Genomic DNA, 13,176 nt, shown 5'->3' on the forward strand with positions numbered 1-13,176 from the left:
CTGGGGCGTCCCAAACCCCGGGCGTCCACGCTCAGGAGGCGGACCGGAAACTCTCGCTGAGGGTGCGCCAGGTGTCCCGCCGCAGGTCACCGTCCCAGTCGGCGGCCCTGGCGGTGTACATGAGCGCGTAGCCCTGGTGGTCGTTCACGACGAATCCGCGGTCAACGGTGCGGTACCCGGTGCCGTCCTCCGTGTAGGTGAACTCCCAGTCCGCCGCGTTCCAGCCCCGGTACTCCACCTTCTCGATGCGGATCCGCTCGTACTGGGCGCGGACCATGTAGCGCTCCTGGTTCTGCCAGTCCGCGACCGGGTCGTCCTTGGGCGTGGCGGTCCAGGCGATCAGCAGCTTCTGGCCCTTCGGCCCGGTGAACCGGTCCCCGGCGGTGCCCTTGGTGCCGAACGACCAGCCCTCGGGCAGGCCGATGGAGTAGCCCTGGGTGCCCCGGTGGGTGGCGGCCGCGCCGGCGCCGCCGTCGTCGGAGTCGGCCCCGTCGCCGCCCGCCGTGTCGCCCCGGTCCGCGGCGGCGCCGTCCTTCGCGCCCTCCTCGGCCGGGCCGGAGGCGCTGCCGTCGGTCCGGGTGTCACCGGGACCGCCGCGCCCGGCGGTGGTGCTCGCGCCGGTGGCGGTGCGGTCGGCGGCGGCGCGGGCGTCCTTGTCGTCGTCCCCGCCGCCGAGCGTGAGCGCCAGGACGGTGCCGAGGACGGCCAGCGCCACGACCACGGCGATGATCACCAGGGTGCGGCGCGGCACCACGTCGGTGAGCGGCGCCCTGGGCGCGGGCCGGGCCGGCAGGTCGGGCGGCGCCATCACGGGCCAGCCCGCGCTCCGCCCGCCGGTGGCGCCGTTCGGCGCGCCGCCTCCCGGGGCGGGGGCCCCGGGGGGGCCGCCCGGCATCGGGGGCGGCGGGGCGCCGGGCACGGCGGGGGCGGCGCGGCCGGCGGCCGGAGCCGCGGCACCCGCTCCCACGGCGGCCCTGCGCGCCGACCGGGACGGCCGCTGCCGGCCCTGCTGGGCGGGCAGCGGCACGACCCTGGTAGTGCCGGCCGTCTCCGCCGCGTCGGCGCGGTCCGCGTCCCGGACGACCCGGGTGAGCAGCGCGCGGGCGCCCGCGTCGTCGAGGCGCTGGGCGGGGTCCTTGGTGAGCAGCCCGTGGATGACGTCCCGCAGCGGGCCCGCGTTCCTCGGCTCCTCCAGGGACTCCGTCATCACGGCGGTGAGCGTGGCGATGGCCGAGCCCTTGTCGTAGGGCGGGACGCCCTCCACCGCCGCGTACAGCAGGCCGCCGAGCGACCAGAGGTCGGCCGCGGGGCCCGGCTTGTGGCCGCGGGCCCGCTCGGGCGAGATGTAGGAGGGGGCGCCGACGAGCATGCCGGTGGAGGTGATGGACGGGTCGCCCTCCACCTGGGCGATGCCGAAGTCGGTCAGCACGACCCGGCCGTCGTCCGCGATCAGCACGTTGGAGGGCTTCACGTCACGGTGCAGGATGCCCTCGCGGTGCGCGGAGCGCAGCACGTCGAGGATGGCGAGGCCGACCTCGGCCGCGCGGCGCGGCTCCAGCAGGCCGTCGTCGCGGATGACCTCGGCGAGGGACTTGCCCTCGACGAGCTCCATCACGATCCAGGGCCGGTCGTCCTCCTCGACGACGTCGAAGACGGTCACGGCGCTGGTGTTGCGGATCCGCGCGATGGCCTTGGCCTCGCGCAGGGTGCGCGTGATCAGGCGGCGCTTCTCGTCCTCGTCGATGCTGCCGGGGAACCGCAACTCCTTGACGGCGACCGTGCGTCCGAGGGTCTCGTCGGCGGCACGCCACACCGTCCCCATGCCGCCGCGGCCGAGCACGTCCCCCAGCCGGTACCGCCCGGCGAGGAGACGTGCGTCCTTGTCCGTACGGGGTGTGCCCGCGCGCTCCGCCTCCGACATGCGTCCCCTCATGCAACCCGCCCTGACAGAGCCTTCATTGTCCCTCACGCGGCAAGTGCTCCATGCCGCAGGGTCCCCCCGTGGCGACCGGGCGCGCGGCGGCCGTCAGGGGGCGTGACCCTCTGTCACCCGCGCTCCGGCGGCGCCCCGCACGGTCTCCCGCCGCCCCCTCCCGCACGGCTCCCACCTGCGCTTTCGGCCGCCGACGGCCCCGCTCTCCGACCCGAACGGCGGTACCGAACGGTCCCGTTCGGACCGGCCGGGCCGCGCCGCGGGGCCGTCCGCCGGGGTCCCGGGATCCCCGGCGGAAGGGCCGGGGACACCGGCCGCGCTCCCGGGCCGGGCTCCCGGACACCGGCCGAGGTCGGAGCGGTGCCGGGCCGGGCCGGAGCCCGGAACGGAGCCGACGTCAGGACCCGGCCCGGAGCCGGGACCGAACCGATGCCGGGTCGGGTCGGGTCGGGTCAGGACCGGAGCCCGAGTCCGGGCCGGAGCCGAGGCCAGGACCGGAGCCGAGGCCGGAGCCGGCCCCCGGCACCCGGCCGAGGTCGGGGCGATGCCGGGGGCTCGGCAGAGCCGACGTCAGGACCGGAGCCGGGGCCGGAGCCCAGGCCAGGACCGGAGCCCAGACCGGAGCCGGTGTCAGGACCGGAGCCGACGTCAGGACCTGAGCCGGAGCCGGAGCCGGAGCCCAGGCCGAAGCCGGGGGCAGGGCCGGGGCTCGGCTCAGTGGGGCACGATGTCCGGCGCCCCCAGCCGGGCCGCGTCCGCCGACAGGTCGTCGGGCTGGCGCTGCGACTCCCGCTCCGCCTGGACCCGCTTCTCGTAGTGCCCGACCTCCCGTTCGACCCGGTCCCGGTCCCAGCCCAGGACCGGCGCCATCAGCTCGGCGGCCTCCCGGGCGCTGCGGGTGCCCCGGTCGAAGGTCTCGATGGAGATGCGGGTGCGCCGGGTCAGCACGTCGTCCAGATGGCGGGCGCCCTCGTGCGAGGCGGCGTAGACGATCTCGGCGCGCAGGTAGTCGTCCGCGGCGTGCAGCGGCTCGCCCAGGGCGGGGTCGGCGGCGATGAGCTGGAGCAGCTCCTCGGTCAGCGTGCCGTACCGGTTGAGCAGGTGCTCCACCCGCACCACGTGCAGCCCGGTGCGGGCGGCGATCCTGGCCCGCGCGTTCCACAGCGCCCGGTAGCCCTCGGCGCCGAGCAGCGGCACCTCCTCGGTGACGCAGTCGGCGACCCGGAGGTCCATGCCGTGCACCACCTCGTCCACCGCGTCCTTCGCCATCACCCGGTACGTCGTGTACTTGCCGCCCGCCACCACGACCAGGCCGGGCACCGGGTGGGCGACGGTGTGCTCCCGGGACAGCTTGCTGGTGGCGTCCGACTCCCCGGCCAGCAGCGGGCGCAGCCCGGCGTAGACCCCCTCGACGTCGTCCCGGGTGAGGGGTACGGCGAGCACCGAGTTGACGTGCTCCAGCAGGTAGTCGATGTCGGCGCTGGAGGCGGCGGGGTGCGCCTTGTCGAGGTCCCAGTCGGTGTCGGTGGTGCCGATGATCCAGTGCCGTCCCCAGGGGATGACGAACAGGACGGACTTCTCGGTGCGCAGGATCAGCCCGGTGCTGGAGTGGATGCGGTCCTTGGGGACGACCAGGTGGATGCCCTTGGAGGCGCGGACGTGGAACTGGCCGCGCTCGCCCACCATCGACTGGGTGTCGTCGGTCCACACCCCGGTCGCGTTGACGATCTGGCGGGCGCGGATCTCGTACTCGCCGCCGCTCTCGACGTCCTGCACCCGCGCCCCGACCACCCGCTCGCCCTCGCGCAGGAAGCCGGTCACCCGGGCCCGGTTGGCGACCGGGGCGCCGTACGAGGCGGCGGTGCGCACCAGGGTGGTGACGAAGCGGGCGTCGTCCATCTGGGCGTCGTAGTACTGGAGGGCGCCGACGAGGGCGTCCTTCTTCAGGGCGGGCGCCACCCGCAGGGCGTGACGGCGGCTCAGGTGGCGGTGCAGGGGGAGACCGCGGCCGTGGCCCCGGGCCATGGACATGGCGTCGTACAGGGCGACGCCCGATCCGGCGTAGAGCCGCTCCCAGCCCTTGTGCTGGAGCGGGTAGAGGAACGGCACGGGCTTGACCAGGTGCGGGGCCAGGCGCTCCAGCAGCAGCCCGCGCTCCTTCAGCGCCTCGCGGACCAGCGCGAAGTCGAGCATCTCCAGATAGCGCAGCCCGCCGTGGACCAGCTTGCTGGATCTGCTGGAGGTGCCCGAGGCCCAGTCCCGGGCCTCCACCAGCGCGGTGGACAGGCCGCGGGTCACCGCGTCGAGCGCGGTGCCGGCGCCGACCACTCCGCCGCCCACCACCAGCACATCCAGCTCGCGCTCGGCCATGGCCGCGAGCGCCTCGGCGCGCTGCGCCGGGCCCAGGGTCGCTGTCCTCACTGCTGCCTCCCGCTGTCCGTGGTATCGGCACACCCGTCGGGCGAGCCCGCTGGTGTCCCGTACCCCTCTGCGCAAAGTCTGACCGTCCCGTCCGGGTTCAGCCACCACGTGCCCCCAGCCTGTGGACAACTCCGGGGCGGGGCGGGTGAGCGGGGACAACACTCAACGGGATTCGGCCGACCAATCCCACAAATCGGTCATATTTACTCCTAGTCTGACCGTGTGCCCGCCCATTCTGTCCACCGGGCTTGCGCACCTGTCCCGCTTCGGTTATTGGGAAGGACGGCCCACGCCATGCCCGCAGATCTCGCCGTCATCGGACTCGGTCCCTACGGCCTGCCCCTGGCCCAGGCCGCCGTGACCGCCGGCATCCCCACCCTCGGCTACCGCACCGGCCCCGAGGCCGGACCGCTGAGCCCCGCCGAACTGCGCCGGATGCTCTCGGGGGGCTTCCGGACGGCGGCCGGGCCGGCCGAACTGGGTCGGGTGCGCACCGCCGTCATCTGCGCCCCCACCCCGCCCGGACCGGACGGCACCCCCGACCTCGCCCAGGTCGGGGCCGCGGCCCGCACCCTGGCCGCGCACCTGCGCCCGCACACCACGGTGATCCTGGAGTCGCCGGTGCGGCCGGGCACCACGGAGGAGTTCCTGCGGCCCCTCCTGGAGGAGGGCTCCGGACTGCGCGCCGGGCGCGACTTCCACCTCGCCCACTCCCCCAGCCGGGTGGACCCCGGCAACCGCGACGCCGTCCCCGCCCACACCCCCAAGGTCATCGGCGGGCTCACCCCCGCCTGCACCGAGTCGGCCGCCGCCTTCTACGGCCGGATCACCGACAAGGTGGTGCGGGCGCGCGGCCTGCGCGAGGCGGAGACGGTGCACCTCCTGGAGACCAATTTCCGGCACGTCAACATCGCGCTCGTCAACGAGATGGCCGTCCTCTGCCACGATCTGGGCATCGACCTGTGGGACGTGATCCGCTGCGCGGAGACCAAGCCGTTCGGCTTCCAGGCCTTCCGCCCCGGCCCCGGCGTCGGCGGCCACTCGGTCCCCCAGGACCTCACCGGCCACGCCCCGCGCGGCCTGCGCATGGTGGAACTGGCCCAGCAGGTGAACCGCCGGATGCCCGGCTACGTCGTCCGGCGCGCCGCCGCCCTCCTCAACGAGCACGGCAAGTCCGCGCGCGGCGCCCGCGTCCTGCTCCTCGGCGTCACCTACAAGGCCGACCTGGCCGACCGGCAGGCCGCCCCCGCCGAGGAGATCGCCACCCTGCTGACGGGCCTCGGCGCCACCGTCAGCTACCACGACCCGCACGTCCCGAACTGGAGCGTCGCCCGGCGCCCGGTCCCCCGCGCCGACTCCCTCTACGAGGCCGCCGCCGACGCCGACCTCACGATCCTGCTCCAGCAGCACCGCACGTACGACCTCCAGGGACTCTCCGTGAAGGCGCAGCTCCTGCTGGACACCCGGGGCGCGACCCCGACCGGGGCGGCGCACCGCCTGTGAGCGGGGCGCGCGCTCCCGGCCGCCGGACGGCCCCGCCCACGGCGGAGGGCCGGCCTCCCCGGGCGGGGCGGCCGGCCCTCGGGCCCGGGTTCAGCGGCGCGGCTGCGAGTCCGCGACCGTGACCTCGACGCGCTGGAACTCCTTCAGCTCGCTGTAGCCGGTGGTGGCCATGGCGCGGCGCAGGGCGCCGAAGAAGTTCATCGAGCCGTCGGGGGTGTGGGACGGGCCGGTGAGGATCTCCTCGACCGTGCCGACCGTCCCGAGGTCGACCTTCTGGCCGCGGGGCAGTTCCTCGTTGACGGCCTCCATGCCCCAGTGGTGCCCCCGGCCGGGCGCGTCGGTGGCGCGGGCCAGCGGGGAGCCCATCATCACCGAGTCGGCGCCGCAGGCGATCGCCTTGGCCAGGTCGCCGGAGCGGCCGACGCCGCCGTCCGCGATGACGTGCACGTACCGGCCGCCGGACTCGTCCATGTAGTCGCGGCGCGCGGCGGCCACGTCCGCCACGGCGGTGGCCATCGGCACCTGGATGCCGAGCACGCTGCGCGTGGTGTGCGCGGCGCCGCCGCCGAAGCCGACCAGGACGCCCGCCGCGCCGGTGCGCATCAGGTGCAGGGCGGCGGTGTAGGTGGCGCAGCCGCCGACGATGACGGGCACGTCGAGTTCGTAGATGAACTGCTTCAGGTTCAGCGGCTCGTGCGAGCCGGAGACGTGCTCGGCGGAGACGGTGGTGCCGCGGATGACGAAGATGTCCACGCCCGCGTCGACGACGGCCTTGGAGAACTGGGCGGTGCGCTGCGGGGAGAGCGCGGCGGCGGTGACCACGCCCGAGTCGCGCACCTCCTTGATGCGCAGGCCGATCAGCTCCTCCTTGATCGGGGCGGAGTAGATCTCCTGGAGGCGCCGGTTGGCGGCGGCGGCGTCCAGCTCCGCCACCTCGTCGAGCAGCGGCCGCGGGTCCTCGTAGCGGGTCCAGAGCCCTTCCAGGTTCAGCACGCCGAGACCGCCCAGCTCGCCGATGCGGATGGCGGTGGCCGGCGAGACGACCGAGTCCATGGGGGCGGCCAGGAAGGGCAGCTCGAAGCGGTAGGCGTCGATCTGCCAGGCGATCGAGACCTCCTTCGGGTCCCGGGTCCGGCGGCTGGGGACGACGGCGATGTCGTCGAAGGCGTACGCCCGCCGGCCGCGCTTGCCGCGCCCGATCTCGATCTCAGTCACGTCTGTGGCCTTTCCCTGAAGCGTTCAGCGTCTTCCAGTATCCCCGACGGACACGGCGAGGGCGGCCCCGGATGGTCCCGGGGCCGCCCTCGCCGGAGCGCTGCGGCTGCTAACGGCTGTAGTTCGGCGCCTCGACGGTCATCTGGATGTCGTGCGGGTGGCTCTCCTTGAGCCCGGCGGAGGTGATCCGCACGAACCGGCCCTTGGACTCCATCTCCTCGATGGTGGCGGCGCCCACGTAGCCCATGGTCTGCCGCAGACCGCCGACGAGCTGGTGCAGCACGTTGGCGAGCGGGCCCCGGTAGGGCACCTGGCCCTCGATGCCCTCGGGCACGAGCTTGTCGTCGGAGGCGACCTCGGCCTGGAAGTAGCGGTCCTTGGAGTAGGACCGGCCCTGGCCGCGGGACTGCATGGCGCCCAGCGAGCCCATGCCGCGGTACGACTTGAACTGCTTGCCGTTGATGAACTGGAGCTCGCCGGGCGACTCCTCGCAGCCCGCGAGCAGGCTGCCCAGCATCACCGTGTCGGCGCCGGCGGCCAGCGCCTTGCCGATGTCGCCGGAGTACTGGAGCCCGCCGTCGCCGATCAGCGGCACCCCGGCCGCCCGGGCGGCCAGGGACGCCTCGTAGATCGCCGTGACCTGCGGCACGCCGATGCCGGCGACCACGCGGGTGGTGCAGATGGAGCCGGGGCCCACGCCCACCTTGATGCCGTCGACACCGGCGTCGATCAGCGCCTGGGCGCCGTCGCGGGTGGCGACGTTGCCGCCGATCACGTCGATGCCGACGCTCGACTTGATCTTCGCCATCCAGTCGAGGGCGTTGCTGTTGTGGCCGTGCGAGGTGTCGACGACCAGGAAGTCGACCCCGGCCTCGGTCAGGGCCTGGGCGCGGTCCAGCGCCTCGGGGCTGGCGCCCACGGCGGCGCCGACGATGAGCCGGCCCTCCGCGTCCTTCGCCGCGTGCGGGTACTGCTCGGCCTTCACGAAGTCCTTGACCGTGATGAGGCCCTTGAGGAGGCCCTGGTCGTCGACGAGCGGAAGCTTCTCGATCTTGTGGCGGCGCAGCAGCCCGATGGCGTCCACGCCGGAGATGCCGACCTTGCCGGTGACCAGCGGCATCGGCGTCATGACCTCGCGCACCCGGCGGGAGCGGTCGGTCTCGAAGGCCATGTCGCGGTTGGTGACGATGCCGACGAGCCTGCCGGCGGCGTCGGTGACCGGGACACCGCTGATGCGGAACTTGGCGCACAGGGCGTCGGCCTCGGCGAGGGTGGCGTCCGGGTGGATGGTGATGGGGTTGGCCACCATCCCCGACTCGGAGCGCTTGACCAGGTCGACCTGGTTGGCCTGGTCCTCGATGGACAGGTTGCGGTGGAGCACGCCGACGCCGCCCTGGCGGGCCATGGCGATCGCCATGCGCGACTCGGTCACCTTGTCCATCGCCGCCGAGAGCAGCGGAATGTTGACCCGTACGTTGCGGGAGACCCGGGACGAGGTGTCGACCGCGTTCGGGAGCACCGCGGAGGCGCCCGGCAGCAGCAGCACGTCGTCGTAGGTCAGCCCGAGTGTCGCGAATTTCTCGGGCACTCCGTCGACGTTGGCAGTCATGACACCTTCCCCAAATGGCCTTGATCGGTGCGGATGTCCATGCTAACGGGAACAGGACGTGTCTCATTCCACGATCAAGGTCCGCTCCGGCCCTCGTAGCTTCGCACGGGGCCGCCGGGGCCCCGCGCACCGGGTGGCTACTGCTCGGCCAGGGCGCGCAGTCTGCTCAGCGCGCGGTGCTGGGCGACCCGGACGGCGCCCGGTGACATGCCCAGCATCTGGCCGGTCTCCTCGGCGGTGAGCCCCACGGCGATCCGCAGCAGCAGCAGCTCGCGCTGGTTCTCCGGCAGATTGGCCAGCAGCTTCTTGGCCCAGGCCGCGTCGCTGTTGAGCAGCGCGCGCTCCTCGGGGCCGAGGGAGTCGTCGGGGCGCTCCGGCATCTCGTCGGAGGGGATGGCCGTCGAGCCGTGGCGCATCGCGGCGCGCTGGAGGTCGGCGACCTTGTGCGCGGCGATGGCGAAGACGAACGCCTCGAAGGGGCGCCCGGTGTCCTTGTAGCGGGGCAGCGCGAGCAGCACCGCGACGCAGACCTCCTGGGCGAGGTCCTCGACGAAGTGCCGGGCGTCACCGGGCAGCCGGGACAGCCGCGTGCGGCAGTAGCGCAGCGCCAGGGGATGGACGTGGGCGAGCAGGTCGTGCGTGGCCTGCTCGTCCCCGTCGACGGCACGATGCACGAGCCCGCCGACCGTCCCCTGGTCGGGGGCCGCCTCGTCGTCACGCATCGGCCCATGGTGCCTTGCGACCGTCAGATCCGTGGCTTCGTGCCCGCTGTTGTGCACCGAAGCGTTATGAGCAGGTGCGCCGGAACTCATCCCCTGCGCCCTCCCCTTCCGCTCGACCGACTCGTCCCCGAGGAACTCCACACCTCAAGGATGCGCCATCCGCGGCGAAACGAGCAGCGGGCCTCCCGCGGAGCGCTCCGTCACCCCCGCCCACCACGCGGTGAACGGGGACGGCCGCTCCCCCGACGGGCCCGTCGGGCCTGCGCCACACGGGGTTCCCTAACGGACGAGGCCCCAGCGGAAGCCGAGCGCGACCGCGTGCGCGCGGTCGGAGGCGCCGAGCTTCTTGAAGAGCCGCCGGGCGTGGGTCTTGACGGTGTCCTCGGAGAGGAACAGCTCGCGGCCGATCTCGGCGTTGGAGCGGCCGTGGCTCATGCCCTCCAGCACCTGGATCTCCCGCGCGGTGAGCGTGGGCGCGGCGCCCATCTCGGCGGAGCGCAGCCGGCGCGGGGCCAGCCGCCAGGTCGGGTCGGCGAGCGCCTGGGTCACGGTGGCGCGCAGCTCGGCGCGCGAGGCGTCCTTGTGCAGATAGCCGCGGGCACCGGCGGCGACCGCGAGGGCCACGCCGTCCAGGTCCTCGGCGACGGTGAGCATGATGATGCGCGCGCCGGGGTCGGCGGACAGCAGCCGCCGGACGGTCTCGACGCCGCCCAGGCCGGGCATGCGCACGTCCATCAGGATCAGGTCCGAGCGGTCGGCTCCCCAGCGGCGGAGGACTTCCTCGCCGTTGGCGGCCGTCGTCACGCGCTCGACGCCGGGCACGGTCGCGACCGCGCGGCGCAGCGCCTCTCGGGCAAGCGGGGAGTCGTCGCAGACGAGGACGGAAGTCATGGCCGTCCTCCGCAGCAAATGCGCGTCACGTTGAGCCTCCAGGCTGGTACGAATCGTCACCTGTGCGGTCGACCGCCTCGGACGCCCGCCCGAGCACGTGGTTCCTTCAACCGCCTCCGCACTCTCAACGATGGTCACCCGAAAGAGTTACGGGGCTGTGCGTCGACTTCGACACTCTACGTGAGGGGCCGGATACGCCGCAGACGCACACGGCCAACCCACCCGCTTTCATCACAACCCATGCCCCATTCAGCCGTTTTTCTTCCTCTTCGGCGGTGTCTGCGGCTAGATTCGCAATGAGTCATATTTTCATCTCCTTAGATCGTAGTTGTACGGTCGCGAGCACGGTATCCACCCATATCGGCTACAAGGGGTCACGCAATGGCAGATTTCTCCCGCCTTCCCGGACCGAACGCGGACCTGTGGGACTGGCAGCTCCTGGCAGCGTGCCGCGGGGTGGACAGCTCGCTCTTCTTCCATCCGGAGGGGGAGCGGGGCACGGCGCGCAGCGCCCGTGAGAACTCCGCCAAGGAGGTCTGCATGAGATGCCCGGTGCGCGCCGAGTGCGCGGCGCACGCGCTGGCCGTGCGCGAGCCGTACGGGGTCTGGGGCGGACTGACCGAGGACGAGCGCGAGGAGCTGATGGGCCGGGCGCGGCACCGGCTGGTCGCCACCTCGGCACCGGCGCACGGCGGCGGCGACGCCGCGGCGCACCCGCATTGACCGGACCACCGGCCGCACTTCTCTGAAGGAACGTTTCTCCGGTACCGGAGCCCGACCCCGGGCGGACGGTCCGGGACGTCAGGGTGCCTGGACGAGGCCCCCGGCCGCCCGGCCCAGTTGCTCCAGCGTCGCCGCCACCGCCGGCACCTGCGCCAGGTCCGGCAGGGTGAGCGCGACGATCTGCCGCCGCACCTCCGGCTCCAGCGCGACGGTGCGCGCGCCCCGGGGCCGCACGGAGTCCACCGCGAGCTGGGGCAGCACGGCGACCCCGAGACCGGCTCCGACCAGGCCGACCACGGCCGGGTAGTCGTCGGTGGCGAAGTCGATGCGGGGGGTGAAGCCGGCCCCCTCGCAGACCTCGACGAGCTGGCCCCGGCAGCGCGGGCAGCCCGCGATCCAGGGCTCCCCGGCCAGCTCGCCGATGGCGACGGACCCGGCGCCCGCCAGCGGGTGGTGCTCGGGCACCAGGGCCACCAGCCGGTCGGCCAGCAGGGGCCGGACGACGAGGTCGTCCCACTCCTCGGCGCCCGCCGCCCCCTCGTAGCGGAAGGCGAGGGCCAGGTCGCAGTCGCCCTCCCGGAGCAGGGCGACGGACCTCGGGGGCTCCGCCTCCTCCAGGAAGACCCGGGTGCCGGGGTGCGCGGCGCGCAGGGCGGCGAGGGCGGTGGGGACGAGGGTGGAGCTGCCGCTGGGGAAGGAGACCAGGCGGACCCGCCCGGCGCGCAGCCCGGCGATGGCGGCGACCTCCTCCTCGGCGGCGGTCAGCCCGGCCAGGATGCCGGAGGCGTGCCGCACCAGGGCCTCGCCGGCCTGGGTCAGCCGCATCTCGCGCCCGTTGCGCACCAGGAGGGGGGTGCCGACGGAGGTCTCCAGGGCCTTCATCTGCTGGCTGACGGCGGGCTGGGTGCAGCCCAGTTCGCGTCCCGCGGCGGAGAAGGAGCCGGTGGACGCCACGGCGCGCAGGACGCGGAGATGACGGGCCTCGATCACACCACCAAGGATAAGCGGAGCTTTGGGCATCCGCCGGGCCCCGCTCCGCCGCTTTGCCCCGCGGGACGGGCCCGGGTGGCGCGATCCGGTGGCGGGCGGGCCGGTGCGGCGCGGGCCGCGGTCCGTGGCGGCGGTGATTCCGGGCAGGTGGGGGCGTGCGCCGGAGCGTTCACCCGGTCTTCACGGGCCGGAGGCCCGGTGGAGCGGGGGCGTGCCCGGGTGGCCGGGACCATAACCTTGCGCCATGACAACGGCATTGATTACGGGAGCGACGGCGGGCATCGGCGCCGCGTTCGCGCGACGGCTGGCTGCCGAGGGGCACGACCTGGTGCTGGTGGCCCGGGATGTCAAGCGGCTCCGGGAGCAGGCGACGGAGCTGCACGACCGGCACGGCATCGAGGCGGAGGTGCTGGTGGCGGACCTCGCCGGGGACGAGGGGATCGAGGCGGTGGCGGCCCGGCTGGGCGAGCGCCGCGACCCGGTCGACCTGCTGGTCAACAACGCCGGTTTCGGCAACAAGGGGCGTTTCCTCGACGTCCCGATGGCCGACGAGCTGCGGATGCTGAGGGTGCACTGCGAGGCGGTGCTGCGGCTGACGGCGGCGGCGGCCGAGGCGATGCGGGAGCGGGGCCGGGGCGACGTGGTCAACGTGGCCTCGGTCGCGGCGTTCGTCCCGCGCGGCACCTACGGCGCGTCCAAGGCGTGGGTCGTGCAGTTCACCCAGGGGGCGGCCCGGGACCTGGCCGGGAGCGGGGTGCGGCTGATGGCGCTGTGCCCCGGCTTCGTGCGCACGGAGTTCCACGAGCGCGCCGGGATGGGCACGGACAGCATCCCGAACTGGATGTGGCTGGACGCCGACAAGCTGGTCTCGGCCGCGCTGGCGGACCTGGCCCGCGGCAAGTCCCTGTCGATCCCGGACCCCCGCTACAAGGCGCTGATGGGGGCGACGAAGCTGGTGCCGCGCGGCATGCTGGGCGGGCTGTCCTCGGTGACGGGACGCAAGTACGGGCCGCGCTAGCGCGGGGGCGGACCGGCCGCACCGGCCCGGTGCCGGCGGCCGGGCGGGCGCGGGGCACGCCGACCGGAGGGGACGCGGGCGGGCCGGGCGCGGGCGCCGGGGCCGTCGGGCGGGCGGAACGCGGCCGTCGGGCGGCGGGACGCCGTAGGGC

General features: G+C 74.2%; 10 protein-coding genes. 3 read left to right on the forward strand and 7 right to left on the reverse strand.

The window, feature by feature from the left end; genetic code table 11:
* Positions 1-31: 31 nt before the first annotated feature.
* Both ACZ7LB_RS12415 and ACZ7LB_RS12420 read right to left on the reverse strand, forming a co-directional pair.
* Complete coding sequence (locus ACZ7LB_RS12415; protein ID WP_471467519.1) at positions 32-1,921, reverse strand: serine/threonine-protein kinase; 1,890 nt, start codon at positions 1,919-1,921, stop codon at positions 32-34.
* 726 nt (positions 1,922-2,647) lie between these two features.
* Complete coding sequence (locus tag ACZ7LB_RS12420) at positions 2,648-4,354, reverse strand: glycerol-3-phosphate dehydrogenase/oxidase (RefSeq protein ID WP_471467521.1); 1,707 nt, start codon at positions 4,352-4,354, stop codon at positions 2,648-2,650.
* A 294-nt stretch (positions 4,355-4,648) separates the two neighbouring features.
* On the opposite strand from ACZ7LB_RS12420, the gene ACZ7LB_RS12425 reads away from it, so the two are divergent.
* The gene (locus ACZ7LB_RS12425; protein ID WP_471467523.1) at positions 4,649-5,857 is read left to right on the forward strand and encodes a nucleotide sugar dehydrogenase; all 1,209 of its coding nucleotides are present in this window, start codon (positions 4,649-4,651) and stop codon (positions 5,855-5,857) included.
* Between the two features lie 90 nt (positions 5,858-5,947).
* On the opposite strand, the gene ACZ7LB_RS12430 is transcribed toward ACZ7LB_RS12425, so the two are convergent.
* The 4 genes from ACZ7LB_RS12430 to ACZ7LB_RS12445 form a co-directional block, all read right to left on the reverse strand.
* Positions 5,948-7,072: a GuaB3 family IMP dehydrogenase-related protein gene (locus tag ACZ7LB_RS12430; protein WP_471467525.1), complete on the reverse strand. Its 1,125-nt coding sequence runs from the start codon at positions 7,070-7,072 to the stop codon at positions 5,948-5,950.
* 109 nt (positions 7,073-7,181) lie between these two features.
* Complete coding sequence (gene guaB, locus ACZ7LB_RS12435) at positions 7,182-8,681, reverse strand: IMP dehydrogenase (protein WP_471467527.1); 1,500 nt, start codon at positions 8,679-8,681, stop codon at positions 7,182-7,184.
* A 137-nt stretch (positions 8,682-8,818) separates the two neighbouring features.
* Complete coding sequence (locus tag ACZ7LB_RS12440) at positions 8,819-9,403, reverse strand: sigma-70 family RNA polymerase sigma factor (protein ID WP_161227027.1); 585 nt, start codon at positions 9,401-9,403, stop codon at positions 8,819-8,821.
* Positions 9,404-9,682: 279 nt separating this feature from the next.
* Positions 9,683-10,294 (reverse strand): response regulator transcription factor, encoded by a 612-nt coding sequence (locus ACZ7LB_RS12445; protein ID WP_003948568.1) that lies wholly within the window; start codon positions 10,292-10,294, stop codon positions 9,683-9,685.
* Positions 10,295-10,675: 381 nt separating this feature from the next.
* Between ACZ7LB_RS12445 and ACZ7LB_RS12450 the strand changes: the two genes are divergently transcribed.
* The gene (locus ACZ7LB_RS12450; protein ID WP_471467529.1) at positions 10,676-11,017 is read left to right on the forward strand and encodes a WhiB family transcriptional regulator; all 342 of its coding nucleotides are present in this window, start codon (positions 10,676-10,678) and stop codon (positions 11,015-11,017) included.
* 78 nt (positions 11,018-11,095) lie between these two features.
* On the opposite strand, the gene ACZ7LB_RS12455 is transcribed toward ACZ7LB_RS12450, so the two are convergent.
* The gene (locus ACZ7LB_RS12455) at positions 11,096-12,007 is read right to left on the reverse strand and encodes a LysR family transcriptional regulator (RefSeq protein ID WP_471467531.1); all 912 of its coding nucleotides are present in this window, start codon (positions 12,005-12,007) and stop codon (positions 11,096-11,098) included.
* A 244-nt stretch (positions 12,008-12,251) separates the two neighbouring features.
* Here ACZ7LB_RS12455 and ACZ7LB_RS12460 point away from each other — a divergent pair, with 244 nt between their 5' ends.
* Complete coding sequence (locus ACZ7LB_RS12460; RefSeq protein ID WP_471467533.1) at positions 12,252-13,025, forward strand: SDR family NAD(P)-dependent oxidoreductase; 774 nt, start codon at positions 12,252-12,254, stop codon at positions 13,023-13,025.
* Positions 13,026-13,176 lie beyond the last annotated feature (151 nt).

Source organism: Streptomyces sp. NPDC107521, from assembly GCF_055598485.1.

What these genes read in the sequence shown, in the direction of transcription:
- ACZ7LB_RS12460 (WP_471467533.1), top strand. Translation starts at nt 12,252, where the DNA reads ATGACAACGGCATTGATTACGGGAGCGACGGCGGGCATCGGCGCCGCG.
- ACZ7LB_RS12440 (WP_161227027.1), bottom strand. Translation starts at nt 9,403, where the DNA reads ATGCGTGACGACGAGGCGGCCCCCGACCAGGGGACGGTCGGCGGGCTC.
- ACZ7LB_RS12445 (WP_003948568.1), bottom strand. Translation starts at nt 10,294, where the DNA reads ATGACTTCCGTCCTCGTCTGCGACGACTCCCCGCTTGCCCGAGAGGCG.
- ACZ7LB_RS12415 (WP_471467519.1), bottom strand. Translation starts at nt 1,921, where the DNA reads ATGTCGGAGGCGGAGCGCGCGGGCACACCCCGTACGGACAAGGACGCA.
- ACZ7LB_RS12425 (WP_471467523.1), top strand. Translation starts at nt 4,649, where the DNA reads ATGCCCGCAGATCTCGCCGTCATCGGACTCGGTCCCTACGGCCTGCCC.
- ACZ7LB_RS12450 (WP_471467529.1), top strand. Translation starts at nt 10,676, where the DNA reads ATGGCAGATTTCTCCCGCCTTCCCGGACCGAACGCGGACCTGTGGGAC.
- guaB (WP_471467527.1), bottom strand. Translation starts at nt 8,681, where the DNA reads ATGACTGCCAACGTCGACGGAGTGCCCGAGAAATTCGCGACACTCGGG.